Below are 16,482 nucleotides of genomic sequence, written 5' to 3' on the forward strand. Positions count from 1 at the left end.
CATGTGCGTCGTTTGCGGATGTTCGAGCGGGGAGCCGGGCGGCCATGCCCATGAGCACACCCACGCCGACGGCCACGCGCACTCGCATGCGCACGACCACGCGCACGGCCATGCGCATTCGCATGACCACGGGCACGACCACGGTCATGCGCACGATCACGATCACGATCACGATCACGCGCATGCCCATGATCACGGCCACTCGCATTCGCACGGCCACGCCCACGCGGCCGACGCGCTGCCCGGCCACGTGCATGGCGCGGCCTGCGGCGACCTGCACTACGGCGCCGGCTCGGCGCGCGTGTCGGTGCCGGGCATGAGCCAGGAGCGCGCGATCAAGCTGGAGCTGGACGTGCTCGGCGCCAACAACGCCGTCGCCGCGCGCAACCGCGCCCACTTCGCCGCGCATCGCGTGCTCGCGCTCAACCTCGTGTCCAGCCCCGGCTCGGGCAAGACGACGCTGCTCTGCGCCACGATCGAGCATCTGCGCCGCGCGCTGCCCACCACCGTCATCGGCGTGATCGAGGGCGACCAGCAGACCGCCAACGACGCCGACCGCATCCGCGCCACCGGCGCGCCGGCGATCCAGGTCAACACCGGCAAGGGCTGCCATCTGGACGCCGAGATGGTCGAGACGGCCTTCGCGCGGCTGCCGCTCGGCGATGGCGGCATCTGCTTCATCGAGAACGTCGGCAACCTCGTCTGTCCGGCGATGTGGGACCTGGGCGAGCGCGCGAAGGTCGCGATCCTCAGCGTGACCGAGGGCGAGGACAAGCCCGTCAAGTACCCCGACATGTTCGCGGCGGCGCGGCTCATGGTCCTCAACAAGACCGACCTGCTGCCCTATCTCGACTTCGACGTGCAGAAGGCGATCGACAGCGCGCGGCGCGTCAATCCGGACATCGAGGTCCTGCAGGTATCGGCGCGCACCGGCGAGGGCATGGACCGCTGGGTCGCCTGGCTCGTGCACGAGCTCGACCACGCGGCCGGGCGGGCGCACGGCCATGGCGAGGCGCATGCGCACGGTCACGGCCATGTGCACGACCACGCGCACGACCACGGCGACGGCCGCCCGCATTCGCATGCGCACGAGCACCGGCATGACCACGGCCATGACCATGCCCAGGCCCACGCGCATGCCGACGCCGATCTGCATGCCGGCGCGCATCCGCACGACCACGCGCACGACGGCGACGCCGCCGTCGCCGACCGTCTCGCCGCCATCGAAGCCGAACTTGCCGCCCTGCGCGCCCGGCTCGGCCGCAAGGCATGACGCCGCCGCCCGTCGCGGGCGTGGCGCCCCCGCTCGACGCCCAGCCCGCCTGCCTCGCCTTCGGCGCCTGGCTCAAGAACCGCATCTGCCTCGTGGGCGATCCGGCGCGGCTCGGCGGTGACGGCGTGCGCTGGTCGGCCCTGCACGGCGACCTCGGCGACCCCGGCGCCTGCGCGGCACTCGAAGCCTCGGCCGAGGCGCTGCTCGCCGCCGCCGAGGCCGAGGGCATCGAGATCGGCGTGGTCGCGCACGACCTGCATCCCGACTTCTTCAGCAGCCAGCTCGCGGTGCGCATCGCCGACCGGCTCGGCGTGCCGGCGGTGCCGGTGCAGCACCACCATGCCCACATCGCCGCCGCGCTCGCCGAGCATCGCCATGCCGGGCCGGCCATCGGCCTCGCGCTCGATGGCGTCGGCCTCGGCACCGACGGCGGCGCCTGGGGCGGCGAGCTGCTGCTGGTCGAGGCCGACGACTGGCTGCGCCTCGGCGCCCTGCAACCGCTTGCATTGCCTGGCGGCGACATCGCCGCGCGGGAACCCTGGCGCATGGCCGCCGCGCTGCTGCATGCGCTCGGGCTCGACCGCCAGATCGAGTTCCGCCTCGCGCCGCGCGTGGGCGAGACCGCCGCGCGCACCGTCGCCGCGATGCTCGCGCGCAACCTCAACTGCCCGACCGCCACCGGCGCCGGCCGCTGGTTCGACGCCATCGCCGGCCTGCTCGCGCTGAGCGACCGGCAGACCGAGGAAGCCGAGGCCGCGATCGCGCTGGAGACGGCCGCGCGGCTGCATCTGGAAGCCGGCGGCGCGGCGCTGGCTGGCTTCACCATCCCCGACGGCTGGCTGCTCGCCGAAGACCCGCCGCATGCCGACGCGCCCGGCTTCACCGCGCTCGACCTGCGCCCCTTCGCGCTCGCGCTGCTCGACGGCCTCGACGCCACCGGCCGCGACGACGCAAGCGTCGGCCACTGGGCGGCGGCCTTCCACGCCACGCTCTCGGCCGGCCTCGCCGACTGGGCCATTGCCGCCGCGCGCGCGCAGGACGTGCGCACCGTCGCGCTGTCGGGCGGCTGCTTCTTCAACCGCCTGCTGCGCGTCGATCTCGGCGCGCGGCTCGCGGCCGCCGGGCTGGAGGTGATCGACTCGGCGCGCGCCGGCCTCGGCGATTCGGGCCTCGCGCTCGGCCAGGCCTGGGTCGCGCGCCAGGCGCTCGCCTGCCGCGACGTGCTGCCCGGCGATGCCTTCTGACCTCGTCGCGATGGGCCTGCCCACCGCCGGCACGCGTTGCGCGCGCCGGTCCTGACCTCAACGCCTTCCGGATCACGGAGCTGTTTCCATGTGCCTCGCCATTCCCGCCCGGGTCGTCTCGGTGGAACTCGACCAGGCCGTCGTCGATCTCGGCGGCGTCCGCAAACGCATCAACATCGCCCTCGTGCCCGACGCGGTCGCGGGCGACTACGTCATCGTCCATGTCGGCTACGCGATCGGCCGCATCGACCCCGACGAAGCTGAACGCACGCTCGCCATCTTTGCCGAGGGCGGCCTGCTCGACGCCGCGCTCGAAGGCAACCGCGCCGCCGCCGGCGACACGGCCGACGGCGGCCCCGGCATCGCGCCCGATGGCGCCGCATCGACGTCCGCCGCCGCGTCCGGCGCCATTCCCGCCGCAGGAGTCCGCGCATGAAATACGTCGATGAATTCCGCGATGCCGACCTCGGCCAGCGCGTCGCCGCGCGCATCGCCGCCGAGGCAAACCCGAATCGGCAATACGCCTTCATGGAGTTCTGCGGCGGCCACACGCATGCCATTTCGCGCTACGGCGTCACCGACCTGCTCCCGCCCAACGTGCGCATGATCCACGGCCCCGGCTGCCCGGTCTGCGTGCTGCCGATCGGCCGCGTCGATCAGGTGATCGAACTCGCGCTCAAGCACGGCGTGACCGTCTGCACCTACGGCGACACGATGCGCGTGCCGGCCTCGAACGGCATGTCGCTCATCAAGGCCAAGGCCCAGGGCGCCGACATCCGCATGGTGTACAGCGCGAGCGACGCGCTCGAACTGGCCACGAAGGAGCCGGAGCGCGAGGTGGTGTTCTTCGCGATCGGCTTCGAGACCACGACGCCGCCCACCGCGCTGGTGGTGCGCGAAGCCGCCAAGCGCCGGCTCGGCAACTTCAGCGTGCTGTGCTGCCATGTGCTCACGCCGCCCGCGATCGCGCACATCCTCGACTCGGGCGAGAGCGGCGAGGGCGTGGTGCTCGACGGCTTCATCGGGCCGGCGCATGTGTCGATCCTGATCGGCTCGCGGCCCTATGAGCCGTTTGCCGCGAGCCACAGCAAGCCGGTGGTCATCGCCGGCTTCGAGCCGCTCGACGTGATGCAGGCGGTGCTGATGCTGGTGCGTCAGGTGAACGAGAAGCGCGCCACCGTCGAGAACGAGTTCGTGCGCGCGGTGGACCGCGACGGCAATCTCGCGGCGCAGGCGCTGGTGGACCAGGTGTTCGAGAAGCGCGAGAGCTTCGAATGGCGCGGCCTCGGCGAGGTGCCGTGGAGCGCGCTGAAGCTGCGCGCGCAGTACGAGGAGTTCGACGCCGAGGCGCGCTACTTCGTGCGCTACAAGCCGGTGCCCGACCACAAGGGCTGCGAGTGCGGGCCGATCCTGCGCGGCGTGAAGCGGCCGGTGGACTGCAAGCTGTTCGGCACGGTCTGCACGCCGGAATCGCCGGTGGGGTCGTGCATGGTCAGCAGCGAAGGGGCTTGCGCGGCGCACTACACCTACGGGCGGTTCCGGACGTCGTGAGGCTTGCGGTGCTTCGGTTTGTGCCGGGGGTGGCGGGTGCGGGTCGGGCGGCGACTGGCTGCGCCCGCCTGCGTGGCAGGCGGGTTCCCGGGCGCGGGGCTTGCGGCGGGGGCGGCGTGCCAACTCGCGGGCGTTGCCCGCTCAGACAGGCACGCCTGAACGCCGAAGGCGTTCACCCCGCCGCAAGCCCCGCGCCCGGCGCGCCAGAAGCCGCCCGACCCGCACCCGCCACCCCCGGCACCGAGCAGCACCGCTTTGGGGCTGAGGGGGATTGGGCGGGCGGAGGCGGCGTCACGGTTTGGCCGGTGGCGCTTGGCGGGCTGGCGCCCGCCTGCGATTCCGTCTGGCCGGTTCGCTTCGGCCGCAAGCTCCAATCTGTCTGCGGCCAAGGCCGCCGACTCGTCGAACAAGCCCTGATCCCCCAATCGTCGAGGGGAACGGGCGGGCGGCGTGGGTGGGGATCGGGGTGGCGGGCCTTCTGGCAAGCCTCGCGGCGCGGGCGGGACGGGGAGGGCGCCTGTGGCGCCCAGGTCCGCATGTTTGAGCGGCCGCAGGCCGCGAGTTGGCGGACCGGCCCCGTCCCGCCCGTGCCGCGAGGGAACCCGCCTGCGAAGCAGGCGGGCGCAGCCAGCCGGCCCGCCACCCCGATCCCCACCCGCGCCGCCCAAGCGCAAGCCCCGCACAGCAACTCAACCCCTGTACTCCGATGACCCAGAAGAAGCCCACCTACGTCCGCCCCCTGGACCTCAAGACCGGCCGCATCGACATGGCCCACGGCGCCGGCGGCCGCGCCAGCCACCAGCTCATCGGCGAGGTGTTCGCGCGGGCCTTCGCCAATCCGCTGCTGGCCCAGGGCAATGACGGCACCGTGCTGCCGGCGCCCGCGCCCGGCGAGCGCCTCGTCGTCGCGACCGACGGCCATGTCATCAGCCCGCTGTTCTTTCCGGGCGGCGACATCGGCTGCCTGTCGGTGCACGGCACCGTCAACGATGTGGCGATGACCGGCGCGCGCCCGCTCTACCTCACGGCCAGCTTCATCCTCGAAGAAGGCTTCCCGCTCGCCGACCTCAAGCGCATCGCAGAGTCGATGGCCGCCGCCGCGCGCGAGGCCGGCGTGGCGGTCGTCGCGGGCGATACCAAGGTGGTCGAGCGCGGCAAGGGCGACGGCGTGTTCATCGCCACCACCGGCGTCGGCGCGCTGCCGGCCGGGCGCGACACCGGCGGCGCCAACGCGCGGCCGGGCGATGTGGTGCTCGTGTCGGGCACGATCGGCGACCACGGCGTCGCCATCCTGTCGGAGCGCGAATCGCTGAGCTTCGAGACCGCCATCCGCTCCGACACCGCCGCGCTCAACGGCCTGGTCGAGGCGATGTTCGCCGCCGTGCCGCCGGCCGCCATCCGCGTGCTGCGCGACCCGACGCGCGGCGGCCTCGCCACCACGCTCAACGAGATCGCCGGGCAGAGCGGCGCCGGCATCGAGCTGGACGAGTCGGCGATTCCCGTCGAGCCGCAGGTCGCGGCCGCCTGCGAGCTGCTCGGGCTTGATCCGCTCTACCTCGCCAACGAGGGCAAGCTCATCGCCATCGTCGCGCCCGAGCTGGCCGAGGTCGTGCTCGACGCGATGCGCGCGCATCCGCTCGGCCAGCGCGCCGCACGCGTAGGCACGGTGGTGGAGGACGCCAACGGCTTCGTGCGGATGCGCACCCAGATGGGTGGCCAGCGCGTGGTGGACTGGCTCAGCGGCGAGCCGCTGCCGCGCATCTGCTGAGGGCGGCGCGCGACTCGGAGCAACCTCGGGCGCTTGCCCGGGCTTTTTCCGAGGACGGGCAAGGGCTGCCTCCGCCTCGAGGCAAGGCCTCGCGCGAGGTGCGTGCATACGCTTGCAACGAGGACGGAAAACGGAGCGTTCCGGGTCGGGTACGTCGCGGTCTTCCGTCACGGAAGTGGCCGGAATGCGCGCCATCGGCGCAGCGCCGCCGGCTGTCGTGACTCGTTACACGGCCGGGCGTCAAACGGCGTCCGCCCTGCAACACATGCGCGGACGAATTGATCGCGCGCACATCCGGCGCACTCACGTGGCAAGCATGCTGCGCGGGTTCCTACGGATAGAGCAACGCCATGCAGATGCTTGCGACCGCCACCACCGTCTTCCCGCCCGGAAGCCTTGCCCGCGCCCCCTATCGCCCGCTCCCGTCGGCGACCTTCCCTTTCCCGACGCCCGAGCCGACGCCGGTGTCGGCCACCTTCATCTTCATCGGCCACGGCATCGAGACCTCGGCCCACGCCTTCGAGGACGAGATCGCGGTCGCGGCGCGCGGCCTGCCCGGCTACCTCGGCGAACAGAGCTGGGGCAATCCGGCCACCGGCCTCGCGGCCCGCGTCATCTACTGGGAATCGGCCGAGGCGCTCGACGCGCTCATGCGGCATCCGGCGCAGTACGCGGCCGAGGCCGCCCAGGGCCGCGAGCTGGACGGCTACCGCGTGGTCGTCGCCGAAGTGGCCGATCTGGGCGACGTCGGCCCGCTGTCGCGCGGCGGCGCGCTGCTCTGATCCGCGCCGGGCGTCATGGCCCGCGCCTTGCCTCCCCCGGAAAACCGTGTCGCAAGACCATCAATCCGGACAGCGACGCCCGCCGTCCGGCTCACCCGGAGACCCCCGCATGCAAGTCGCAGACGCCCCAAAGGAAATCACCCAGGCCCTCAGTCACGACCTCGTCTATGACGACGACGGCAACGACGTGCGCGAGACCGGCGTGCTCCCGCCCTTCGGCAAGGGCGGCGCGGGCGACGACAGCTACACCTTCTACCGCCTGTGGGACGGCCCCGGCGAGGACGCCGACTCGGGCATGCAGTTCCAGGTCTTCCCGGATGGCCGGGTGATCATGAAGAACATCGATCCCTACGACGACTGAGCCGGTCGCGACCGGCTCAAGGCGGCCCGTCCCCTCCGACACACCCTCCGAGGCAGGCACCCCGCCGCCAGCCGGCGCCGCCGGGCCGCTCACCATCCTCGGAGCCAGCGCGAGCACCTAAACTCGCCGCCATGCCCTCCATCCAGCCCACCGTCCTCGTCATCGACGACGAGCGCCATTCCGCCGACGCCATCCGCCGCACGCTCGAAGACGACTTCGACATCCGCACCGCCGGCTCGGCCGAGGAGGCGCTGGGCATCCTCGAAAACGAGGCCCGCATCGGCAACCCCGACACGCCGGTCGATCTCATCCTCTGCGACCAGCGCATGCCCGGCACCACCGGCATCGCCTTCCTCAAGGGCGTGCGCGAGCGCTGGCCCGAGATCGTGCGCGTGATCATCTCGGGCCACACCGACGCCGAGGACATCATCGCGGGCATCAACGAGGCCGGCATCTACCAGTACGTGCTCAAGCCCTGGCTGCCCGACCACCTCGTCGCGCTCGTGTCCGACGCGCTGGAGGCGCGCCGCCTCAACCGCGACGTGCGCCGGCTCGACATGGAACTGCGCGCCGGCACCGGCGCCCTGCGCGCGCGGGCGCAGAAGCGCCAGGCGGCAGTGGAGCTGCACCATGAATTCGACCGCCTCGTGCGCGCGCCCGGCAGCCCGCTCGACGAGGTGTGCCGCACCGCGCAGAAGGTCGCGCGCTACGACCTGAGCGTGCTCATCCAGGGCGAATCGGGCACCGGCAAGGAACTGCTCGCGCGTGCCATCCACTACGCCAGCCCGCGCACCACCGACCCCTTCGTGATGGAGAACTGCGCCGCCATCCCCGACTCGCTGCTCGAAAGCGAGCTGTTCGGCCACCGGCGCGGCGCCTTCACCGGCGCGCATGCCGATCACGTCGGCCTGTTCCAGCGCGCCAACGGCGGGACGATCTTCCTCGACGAGATCGGCGACACCTCGCTCACGATGCAGGTCAAGCTGCTGCGCGTGCTGCAGGAGGGCGAGGTGCGGCCCGTTGGTGCGACGCAATCGGTGCGCGTGGACGTGCGCGTCATCGCCGCCACCCACCGCGACCTCGAAGCCGAGGTGCGCGCCGGGCGCTTCCGCGAAGACCTGTACTACCGCCTTGCCGGCGTGACCGTGACGCTGCCGGCGCTGCGCGAGCGGACGATGGACATCGGCGTCATCGTCGACAACCTGCTGGCCCAGGCCGCCATCGATCTCGCGCGGCCGGTGCACGGCTTCGCGCCCGAGGCGATGGCCTGCCTGCTCACCTATGCCTGGCCGGGCAACATCCGCGAGCTGCGCAACGAGATCTACCGCGCGGTCGCGCTCTGCGACGAGCTGGTGATTCCGGCCGCCGCGCTCAGCCCCAAGCTGCTGCGCGGCCAGGCCGTCAACGAGATGCATTCGGCGCGCGATGACGCGGGCGGCCTGCGCGTGCCCGAGACCGGCACGCTGGTCGAGCGGCTCGGCGCGATCGAGGTGGCGATCCTCAAGGAGGCGCTGCTCCAGCATCGCTGGAACAAGACGCGCGCGGCCAAGGCGCTCGGCCTGTCGCGCGTGGGGCTGAAGCAGAAGCTCGTGCGCTTCGGGCTGGAGGAGAAGTGATGGGCGGCGATCATGCGGGCTGCGGCGCGGCGATGGCGGGCCAAGGCGGCAGCGCCACGCCGGCGGCGGGCAAGGGTGGCTTCACCGTGCTGTGGCTGCAAAGCGGCGGCTGCGGCGGTTGCAGCATGTCGCTGCTGTGCGCCGACACGCCCGACTTCGCGGCGCTGTGGCCCGATCTCGGCATCGACCTGCTCTGGCATCCGTCGCTGTCGCAGGAAACGGGTGCCGAGCTGATCGCGCTGCTCGACGACATCCTCGCGGGCCGGCGCCGGCTCGATGCGCTCTGCGTCGAGGGCGCGGCGCTGCGCGGGCCGAACGGCACGGGCCGCTTCCATCTGCTCGCGGGCACCGGCCGGCCGATGGCCGACTGGCTGCGCGACCTCGCGGGCGTGGCGCGGCATGTGGTGGCGGTCGGCACCTGCGCCACCTACGGCGGCATGAGCGCGACCGGCGCCAATCCCACCGAGGCCTGCGGCCTGCAATACGAAGGTTCGCGCGCGGGCGGGCTGCTCGGCGCGGGCTGGCGCTCGGCGGCGGGGCTGCCGGTGATCAACATCGCGGGCTGCCCGACGCATCCGGACTGGGTCACGCAAACGCTTGCAATGCTCGCGGCCGGCGAGCTGGCGGCCGGCGATCTCGACGCGCTCGGCCGGCCGCGCTTCTATGCCGACCAGCTCGTGCACCACGGCTGCACGCGCAACGAGTTCTACGAGTTCAAGGCCAGCGCCGAGAAGCCCGGCGACCTCGGCTGCATGATGGAACACCAGGGCTGCAAGGGCACCCAGGCGCACGCCGACTGCAACACGCGGCTGTGGAACGGGCAGGGCAGCTGCACGCGCGGCGGCTATGCCTGCATCAGCTGCACCGAGCCGGGCTTCCAGAACCCCGGCCATGCCTTCGACACCACCCCCAAGATCGCCGGCATCCCCATCGGCCTGCCGACCGACATGCCCAAGGCCTGGTTCGTCGCGCTGGCGTCGCTGAGCAAGTCGGCGACGCCGCCGCGCGTGAAGAAGAACGCCGTCGCCGACCATCGCGTGGTGGCGCCGGCGATCCGCAAGACGACGCTCAAGTAGCGCGGCATGACAACGGCGCCGCCCGCTCGCGCGGGACGGCGCCGTTGTCGTCACGGTACGGTGCGGCCGCAGCCGCGCGGGCGCCGCGTCAGTGGTGATGGCCGTGGGCCGCCGCCGGCGAGGTGGTGGGCGTGCCGTCGGGCAGCACGATGCTCACGTTCTGCATCATTCCCTGGTCCTCGTGGTCGAGGATGTGGCAGTGCAGGACGAACTCGCCGATGTAGCGCTCGTAGCGGGTGCGCACGAAGATCTTGTAGACGCCGGTGCTCGGCGCCTTCGGATCGGCCTGGTAGGCGGGCGGCGGGCCGGGCGGGTTCGAGTTTTCGAGCCAGATCGTGTCCTTCCACACGCCCTTGAGGCCGGCGTACTGGTTGGCCGCTGGCGACGGGCACAGCTGCCACGGCGTGGTCTTCGGGCAGTCGCTCGTGTCGGGTTCGCTTACGTCCACGCCGTCCGGATTCAGCACCTTGACGATCTGGAACGGGTTGACGTGGATGTGGAAGGGATGGCCCACGAACCACGATTCCAGCTCCCATTGCTGGGCCGTGCCGAGCAGCAGCTGGCGCGGCACCGCCGACGGCACGTAGGACTCCGGCGGCGCGTCGGGCCGGGCGCTCGTGCCGCCCACCTGGAACAGGAAGCCGTCGGCCTTCTGGTTGCCCTGGATGAGGAAGCTGAGCTTCTCGACCGGCCGGCCCGCGATCTCGCCGTCGGTCACGGTCGGATGCGGGATGAACTGCGTCAGCTTCAGACCGTGGTCGATGTCGTCGATCACCACCGCGCGCACCTTGCGATCGGTGATGTTCAGCCGCGCGAGCCGGGTGAGCTGGGCGCGCAGGCGCGAGTCGGCGATGAGGCGGCGCTCGTTGGCATGGTCGTCGCCGTCGGGGCCGGGGCTGCCGGCGGTGAGGCTGCCGGGCGCGGCCTTGCCCGCGTGCACGAAGCCGAGCACCGCGCGGCGATCCTTCGCGACGTTCACGCCGCCGAGCGCCGGATCGCGGAAGTCGGCGCGATCCACCGTGCCGTTGGCCGGCTTGATGTCGAGCACGCAGTAGTCGCCTTCTTCCGGGAAGGTGACGAGCAGGTCGTTGCGGTAGCCCGGTTGCAGAACCGTGCGCAGATGCGAGCTGGCGGCGCCCATCGTCAGGCCGTCGGAGGCTGCAACGTGATGACGCAGCGGCGTGTCGGTGCAGGCGTCGGCGATGAGCTTGTCCTTGTCGAGCCGGCGCGTCGGGTCGGCCAGCAGGGCGCGCAGGCCGGGCTTCGCGCGGCGGAATTCGACGCCGATCGAGTCGCGCACGCCGCCGTGGATCACGCGCCAGCGTTCGAGCCGGCCGGCCACCGCGCCCTCGAACCACGGCCAGACGATGCCGTTGATGCTGGTGTAGCGGCCCGAATTGGCCCAGGTGTTGGGGCCGAACTGGCCGGTCGTGGGCACGGGCGGATTGGGCACGCCGCCCGTGACCGGGCCTTCGTAGCTCTCGATCTCGCCGATCTGCCCGGGCGTGCAGTTCCAGGTCCATGCGCGGGTGCCGTTGCCGCCGGTCACGACCGGGCAGGCGTAGGCGATCTGCTGGAGCAGCACCACGCGCTCGAAGGCGAGCTTGCCGCCCGGATCCTTGAGCAGCGTGTCGAGGTCGCCGGTGCGCGGCTGCACGCCCGGCGCGGCCAGCACGGGCTGGCGGTTGCCGCGCACGATCAGCGCGCCGGCCATGCCGCTCGACACCTGCAGCGCGGTCGAGCCATGCACATGGGTGTGGTACCAGAAGGTGCCGGCGGGATGGTCGGCCGGCACGTTGTACTCGTACTGGAAGTGGTTGTCCGGGCGGATGTTGAGCAACACGTTGTCGCTGTTGCCGGCCGGGCTCACCCACAGGCCGTGCGAGTGCAGGTTGGTGTTGTTGAAGCAGTGCGGCTTGTTGGGGTCGGCCGCATGGCCCGCGCCGTCGCAACCGGCTTCAGGATCGAGGTCGTTGTGCAGCGTGATGCGCACCGTCTGCGCCGGCTCGATATCGATGGTGGGCGCGACGAACATCGGCGCGTCCTTCGCGCGGGGCTTGTTGCGGTCCTGGTAGCTGCGCAGGCGCACGCGCTGGTAGGCGGCGGCCGGATCGGTGGCGGAGGGGTTCAGCAGCACACCGGTTTCGGCCTTGATGCTGAGGTCGAGCACCTGCTCGGCCGTGCCGCCGCGGGCGACGCGGCCTTGCAGCGACGGGCTGCGCGCGCTGCCGAGCATGTTGGTCAGCACCGGCGGATCGACGGCGATCTGGGCCGGCGCGGCATGGCCGGCGCCGGCCGCGAGGGCGAGCGCCAGCGGCAGCAGGCGGTGCAAGGCTGGCGCCCGACGAGGGCGGGCGCGGAAGGACGGGGGCATGGGATGACCTTCTTTGACGAGAGGGAGTGGTTCCGACGACGGAATGCCGAAGGTCGCCGCCCGGGCCTGCCGCGTCGTGTGAACCAGTTCACGCGGGAGCCTTCCCGTAACCCCGTGTCCCCGGCCGGTCATCCTGTCCGGCGCCGCCGGTTGCCGGCCGCCACCCCCGCGGGCGAGTATTCGCGCCTCCCCCGCCGATTGCCGCCCGCATGCCCGCCAGCCCAGACCGCCGCCTCATCCTCGGCCCCTTCAACCGCGTCGAGGGCGACCTCGAAGTGCGGCTCGACATCGCCGATGGCCGCGTGCGGCGCGCCGAGGTCAATTCGCCGATGTACCGCGGCTTCGAGCAGATGCTGGAAGGCCGCGAGGCCGCCGACGCGCTGGTGATCGTGCCGCGCATCTGCGGCATCTGCTCGGTGTCGCAGTCGATCGCGGCGGCGCGCGCGCTGGCGGAACTGGCCGGTATCGAGCCGCCGCCCAACGGCGCGCATGCGATCAACCTGATGGGCGCGGTCGAGAACGTGGCCGACCATCTGTCGCACTTCTACCTGTTCTTCATGCCCGATTTCGCGCGGCCGGCCTACGCTGCCGAGCCGTGGTTTGCCGAGGCGCAGCGGCGCTATGCCGCGCTGGCCGGCGAGCGCTCGCGCGCGGCGCTGGCGGCGCGGCAGCGCTGGTTCACGATCGTCGGGACGCTCGGCGGCAAATGGCCGCACACCCAGAGCATCGTGCCGGGCGGCAGCACGCGCGCGATCGACGCGGCCGAGCGGCGGCGGCTGCTCGCGTCGGTGCGCGAGCTGAGGCGCTTTCTCGAAACCACCACCTTCGGCGCGCCGCTGGAGGCGGTGGCGGCGCTCGATTCGCGCGCGGCCTTCGACGCGCTGCTCGGCGGCGGCGCGGCGGCGGGCGATCTCGGCTTCTTCGCGCAACTGGCCGACGCGCTCGCGCTCGATGCGCTCGGGCCGGGGCCGGGACGCTACCTGAGCGTCGGCGCCTATCCGCTGCCCGAGGGCGGCGAGGCGTTCCACTCCGGCTTTCTCGACACGCACCACGGCCCGGCCGAGATCGGCGAGCGCGTGCCCGCGCCGGCTGGAACTGATGGCTTGCAAGGGTTTGCAGACGCGCCCGAGCCGCATCACGCGCCGCATCCCCGTCCGCTCAGCACCGCGCCGCGTCCCTGGCGCCTCGTCATGCCCGATCCGGCCGCCGTCACCGAGGACGTGAGCCACGCCTGGTATGCCGCCGCGCCCGACCAGCCCGCGCCATCGCCGGCCGCCGCCCGCACGCTGCCCGACATCGATCGCGCCGGCGCCTACAGCTGGGCCAAGGCGCCGCGCTACGCCGGCCGCGTGCTCGAGACGGGCGCGATCGCGCGCCAGCTCATCGACGGCCAGCCGCTGGTCGAGCGGGAGGTGATGCGCTCGGGCGCCAACGTGTGGACACGGGTGCTCGCGCGGCTGGTCGAGACGGCGCGCATCGTCATCGCCGCGGAAGGCTGGCTCGCCGCGATCCGCCCGGGCGAACCCTTCCATGTCGCGGCCCGGCCGGGCGCCGCGTCGCACGCAGGCCATGCCGCATCCGCCGATGGCTTCGCGGTCGGCCGTACCGAGGCCGCGCGTGGCAGCCTGCTGCACTACGCCGAAGTGCGCGGCGGCCGCATCGCCAACTGGCAGATCGTCGCGCCCACCACCTGGAACTTCTCGCCGCGCGATGCCGCCGGCACGCCCGGCGCGCTCGAAGCCGCCCTCGTCGGCACCGAGGTAAACGCCGGTGACGACACGCCCGTGCGCGTCCAGCACGTGGTCCGATCCTTCGATCCGTGCATGGTCTGCACGGTCCACTGACAAGGCGTCAAACCATGATCGACCTCTATTACTGGCCCACGCCCAACGGCCACAAGATCACGCTCTTCCTCGAAGAGGCCGGGCTCGACTACACGATCGTGCCGGTCGACATCGGCAAGGGCGACCAGTTCCGCCCCGAGTTCCTCGCCTTCAGCCCCAACAACCGCATGCCCGCGATCATCGATAGCGAGCCGGCCGATGGCGGCGAGCCGATCACCGTGTTCGAGTCGGGCGCGATCCTCGTGTATCTGGCTGAGAAGACCGGCCGCTTCCTGCCCGCCGATGCGCGCGGCCGCAAGACGGTGCTGGAGTGGCTGTTCTGGCAGGTGGGCGGGCTCGGGCCGATGGCCGGGCAGAACCATCACTTCGGCCTGTACGCGCCCGAGAAGCTGCCCTACGCGATCGAGCGCTACGTGAAGGAAACCAACCGCCTGTATGGCGTGATGGACCGGCGGCTCGCGCAGTTCGAGTTCCTCGGCGGCTCGGATTATTCGATCGCCGACATGGCGGCCTATCCATGGGTCGTGCCCTGGAAGAACCAGCAGCAGAACCTTGATGATTTCCCGCATCTGAAACGCTGGTTCGAGGCGATCGGGGCGCGCGCAGCGACCGCGCGGGCGTACGAGCATGGCGAGCGCATCAAGCGGCAGCCATTCACCGAGGAGGAGAAGGCGCGACTGTTCGGACAGACGGCCGCATCGGTGCGGGGGCTGGCGGGCTGAATCGCCGCTCAGCGCAGCTGAGTTCCGAAGGGATCCCAGCCATCGAACATCGACGGCGCGGCGGGCTTGACGGCGGGAGGCTCGATGACGGTGATGACGGCGTGATCGTCGTCGCGCAGATTGAGCACGACGCTGGTGTTGCGCTCGATGGAGGTGGCCATGGCGGCGATGCTCCAGCCGAGCATGGGCATGTTGGCGCCCGGGTCGCCGAGGGCGGTCCAGAGATTGATGCCGAAGGCGGGATCGGCGAGCGGCAGCTCGGGGAAGGCCGGGTTGTGCATGAGCGCGAGGGTGGCGGGCACGAAGTTGTAGGCCTTGGGCCCGGCGCCGTAGTCGTAGAACACGCGTTGCGGCAGGGCGGCCGGCGGGATCTCGCCGCGCTCGTCACGGGGCAGCAGCGCGAGCGCGCGGGCCCAGCCCTCGGCGAAGGCGGCCTGGCGCTCGCGCTCCTTCATGAGCACCGGCGGCGACTGCGGCGCACCGTCGTCCTTGCGGTAGGAGACGAGGATCGGGCGATGGACGATGGCGAGGTCGGGCAGCTGGTCGAACATCGCGAGCTGCTCGGTGGTCCAGGGTTCGGGGAAAAAGCGGGTGGGAGTAAATGGCTTGGGAGGCGTGGAACGCCATTTCCAGAATTGCGGATAAGCCGTGCCGTCTGGCTTCCGGGTATAGGGAGCGAAATACCGCAACCACTCGACGCGATCGCGGCGGGCAAAGGCGAGGACGGCGACGGATTGGGTGGTGTCCGAGACTGTACGCGGACCTGTCCGAAGATTGCCGTAATGATCACTATGAACGAGAAGAATTGGCACGTCAGTATTCAGATCAAAAAAGCGGAATACCGCATTCAATGCCCGGTCTGGGTAGTTGCTGAAGAGATGGCCAATTTTGACGAACCGATGCCAGTGCAGTCCGGCGTCAGCCCTATATTCATTAAAGGTATCTGATTGCTGAAGTCTTTGTTCAGCTTCAGGGGTTCTGGGCTTTTCGGAAATTTCCAATCCGGGAATTGTCCAGCCTTCCACCAGTGGGCGGGCTACCCATTCTAGGCCAGTCGATATCTTCCAATCAATTTCCCTGCTTTTTTCGGCTTGGGTGATGTAGTAATAGTTTGGATCATCGGGGATAATTCGTTGTCCGGGCTTTTTTTGAATTCCAAGCCAGAGTTTTCGTTGGTGGAATTGCTCTGCCAGAGCCGACAGTCCGATGATGGACAATGATTGGGTGTCCTCAGTCATGTGGGTGGAATCGTCAATAATTTGGTCTGACATTTTTACGGGTGGGGTGAGGTCGGCAGCCTGAATGTCGGCCGAGAGTGCGCAGGTGATGACGAATAAGGCCAGGGATGGGATCTTGAGTTTGTCGGGGAGCGTCATGACTTTCAGTCTCGTGCAGATGACTCGCGTCGATGCTTGATCGTGATATTGGTGATCAGGCGAAGCGCAGCTAATGAAGGTAGGTTGGATGGGAGGGTTCCATCTGTGTGATAACGGTACGTTGAGGCGATTAAATCTACTGCTGCACTGTCTTGTTCGGCGTTTTTCCATTTCAGGACGTGCTCCGGTAACGGGCTGCTATTGCCGAATGCAGTTGAATCTCGCTCCACCTTTTTGTCGCTCTGCCACTTCACCCGCCAATCCGCCACGGCCCGCAAATACTCCAGCCATCCGAAATACTCCATCTCGAAGGGTACGGGCTCGCCGAGGCTGAGGTCATAGGCGGTGACGAATTCGTGGTGCTTGGCATTGGCCGGCACGCCCGAGTGGTAGCTGTTCTCGTTGGCGTTCCGCAGGTCGGTGTCCTCCATCAGGCGGCGCTTCATCTCGTTGGGCGTTTCCTCGCGGGTGATCACGAGCTGGCCGGTGGCGTCG

The 16,482-nt window shown here is 70.5% G+C and carries 12 protein-coding genes and 2 pseudogenes; 11 read left to right on the forward strand and 3 right to left on the reverse strand.

Annotation, left to right across the window (positions count from 1 at the left end; genetic code table 11):
* Position 1: 1 nt before the first annotated feature.
* From hypB to H566_RS0101170, 9 genes and pseudogenes are all read left to right on the forward strand, one after another.
* Positions 2-982: pseudogene (hypB, locus tag H566_RS22185) on the forward strand (hydrogenase nickel incorporation protein HypB); the annotation flags it as partial.
* Positions 983-1,269: 287 nt separating this feature from the next.
* Complete coding sequence (locus H566_RS22190) at positions 1,270-2,517, forward strand: Kae1-like domain-containing protein (protein WP_051377791.1); 1,248 nt, start codon at positions 1,270-1,272, stop codon at positions 2,515-2,517.
* An 88-nt stretch (positions 2,518-2,605) separates the two neighbouring features.
* Positions 2,606-2,806 (forward strand): annotated as a pseudogene (locus tag H566_RS29845) (HypC/HybG/HupF family hydrogenase formation chaperone); the annotation flags it as partial.
* Positions 2,807-2,949: 143 nt separating this feature from the next.
* The gene (hypD, locus tag H566_RS0101145; RefSeq protein ID WP_028309987.1) at positions 2,950-4,068 is read left to right on the forward strand and encodes a hydrogenase formation protein HypD; all 1,119 of its coding nucleotides are present in this window, start codon (positions 2,950-2,952) and stop codon (positions 4,066-4,068) included.
* A 706-nt stretch (positions 4,069-4,774) separates the two neighbouring features.
* Entirely contained in the window at positions 4,775-5,836 is a 1,062-nt protein-coding gene (gene hypE / locus H566_RS0101150; RefSeq protein WP_028309988.1) for a hydrogenase expression/formation protein HypE, read from the forward strand.
* Positions 5,837-6,186: 350 nt separating this feature from the next.
* Complete coding sequence (locus tag H566_RS22200) at positions 6,187-6,618, forward strand: antibiotic biosynthesis monooxygenase (protein WP_245591257.1); 432 nt, start codon at positions 6,187-6,189, stop codon at positions 6,616-6,618.
* Between the two features lie 109 nt (positions 6,619-6,727).
* The gene (locus tag H566_RS0101160; protein WP_028309989.1) at positions 6,728-6,979 is read left to right on the forward strand and encodes a hypothetical protein; all 252 of its coding nucleotides are present in this window, start codon (positions 6,728-6,730) and stop codon (positions 6,977-6,979) included.
* Between the two features lie 131 nt (positions 6,980-7,110).
* Complete coding sequence (locus tag H566_RS0101165) at positions 7,111-8,595, forward strand: sigma-54-dependent transcriptional regulator (protein ID WP_028309990.1); 1,485 nt, start codon at positions 7,111-7,113, stop codon at positions 8,593-8,595.
* A 32-nt stretch (positions 8,596-8,627) separates the two neighbouring features.
* Positions 8,628-9,671, forward strand: a complete 1,044-nt coding sequence (locus H566_RS0101170) for an NADH-quinone oxidoreductase subunit B family protein (protein ID WP_051377795.1) — start codon at positions 8,628-8,630, stop codon at positions 9,669-9,671.
* An 88-nt stretch (positions 9,672-9,759) separates the two neighbouring features.
* Here H566_RS0101170 and H566_RS22205 read toward each other — a convergent pair whose 3' ends face one another.
* Positions 9,760-12,045 (reverse strand): multicopper oxidase family protein, encoded by a 2,286-nt coding sequence (locus H566_RS22205; protein ID WP_084544613.1) that lies wholly within the window; start codon positions 12,043-12,045, stop codon positions 9,760-9,762.
* Between the two features lie 209 nt (positions 12,046-12,254).
* On the opposite strand from H566_RS22205, the gene H566_RS0101180 reads away from it, so the two are divergent.
* The gene (locus tag H566_RS0101180; protein WP_034410202.1) at positions 12,255-13,889 is read left to right on the forward strand and encodes a nickel-dependent hydrogenase large subunit; all 1,635 of its coding nucleotides are present in this window, start codon (positions 12,255-12,257) and stop codon (positions 13,887-13,889) included.
* A gap of 14 nt (positions 13,890-13,903) precedes the next feature.
* Complete coding sequence (locus tag H566_RS0101185) at positions 13,904-14,611, forward strand: glutathione S-transferase N-terminal domain-containing protein (protein WP_028309993.1); 708 nt, start codon at positions 13,904-13,906, stop codon at positions 14,609-14,611.
* Positions 14,612-14,619: 8 nt separating this feature from the next.
* Here H566_RS0101185 and H566_RS27915 read toward each other — a convergent pair whose 3' ends face one another.
* Entirely contained in the window at positions 14,620-15,987 is a 1,368-nt protein-coding gene (locus H566_RS27915; RefSeq protein ID WP_169732473.1) for a type VI lipase adapter Tla3 domain-containing protein, read from the reverse strand.
* Between the two features lie 5 nt (positions 15,988-15,992).
* Positions 15,993-16,482: effector protein Tle3 domain-containing protein (locus H566_RS27920; protein ID WP_156924253.1), on the reverse strand; the 490-nt coding region annotated here is incomplete at its 5' end.

This window comes from Derxia gummosa DSM 723 (genome assembly GCF_000482785.1).
In the GTDB taxonomy this organism is placed as follows: domain Bacteria; phylum Pseudomonadota; class Gammaproteobacteria; order Burkholderiales; family Burkholderiaceae_E; genus Derxia; species Derxia gummosa.

Excerpts from the sequence above, each read along its gene's own strand:
- H566_RS0101170 (WP_051377795.1), top strand. The coding sequence starts at position 8,628 with ATGGCGGGCCAAGGCGGCAGCGCCACGCCGGCGGCGGGCAAGGGTGGC.
- H566_RS0101165 (WP_028309990.1), top strand. The coding sequence starts at position 7,111 with ATGCCCTCCATCCAGCCCACCGTCCTCGTCATCGACGACGAGCGCCAT.
- H566_RS0101160 (WP_028309989.1), top strand. The coding sequence starts at position 6,728 with ATGCAAGTCGCAGACGCCCCAAAGGAAATCACCCAGGCCCTCAGTCAC.
- H566_RS0101185 (WP_028309993.1), top strand. The coding sequence starts at position 13,904 with ATGATCGACCTCTATTACTGGCCCACGCCCAACGGCCACAAGATCACG.
- H566_RS22200 (WP_245591257.1), top strand. The coding sequence starts at position 6,187 with ATGCAGATGCTTGCGACCGCCACCACCGTCTTCCCGCCCGGAAGCCTT.
- H566_RS0101180 (WP_034410202.1), top strand. The coding sequence starts at position 12,255 with ATGCCCGCCAGCCCAGACCGCCGCCTCATCCTCGGCCCCTTCAACCGC.
- hypE (WP_028309988.1), top strand. The coding sequence starts at position 4,775 with ATGACCCAGAAGAAGCCCACCTACGTCCGCCCCCTGGACCTCAAGACC.
- H566_RS27915 (WP_169732473.1), bottom strand. The coding sequence starts at position 15,987 with ATGACGCTCCCCGACAAACTCAAGATCCCATCCCTGGCCTTATTCGTC.
- hypD (WP_028309987.1), top strand. The coding sequence starts at position 2,950 with ATGAAATACGTCGATGAATTCCGCGATGCCGACCTCGGCCAGCGCGTC.
- H566_RS22190 (WP_051377791.1), top strand. The coding sequence starts at position 1,270 with ATGACGCCGCCGCCCGTCGCGGGCGTGGCGCCCCCGCTCGACGCCCAG.
- H566_RS22205 (WP_084544613.1), bottom strand. The coding sequence starts at position 12,045 with ATGCCCCCGTCCTTCCGCGCCCGCCCTCGTCGGGCGCCAGCCTTGCAC.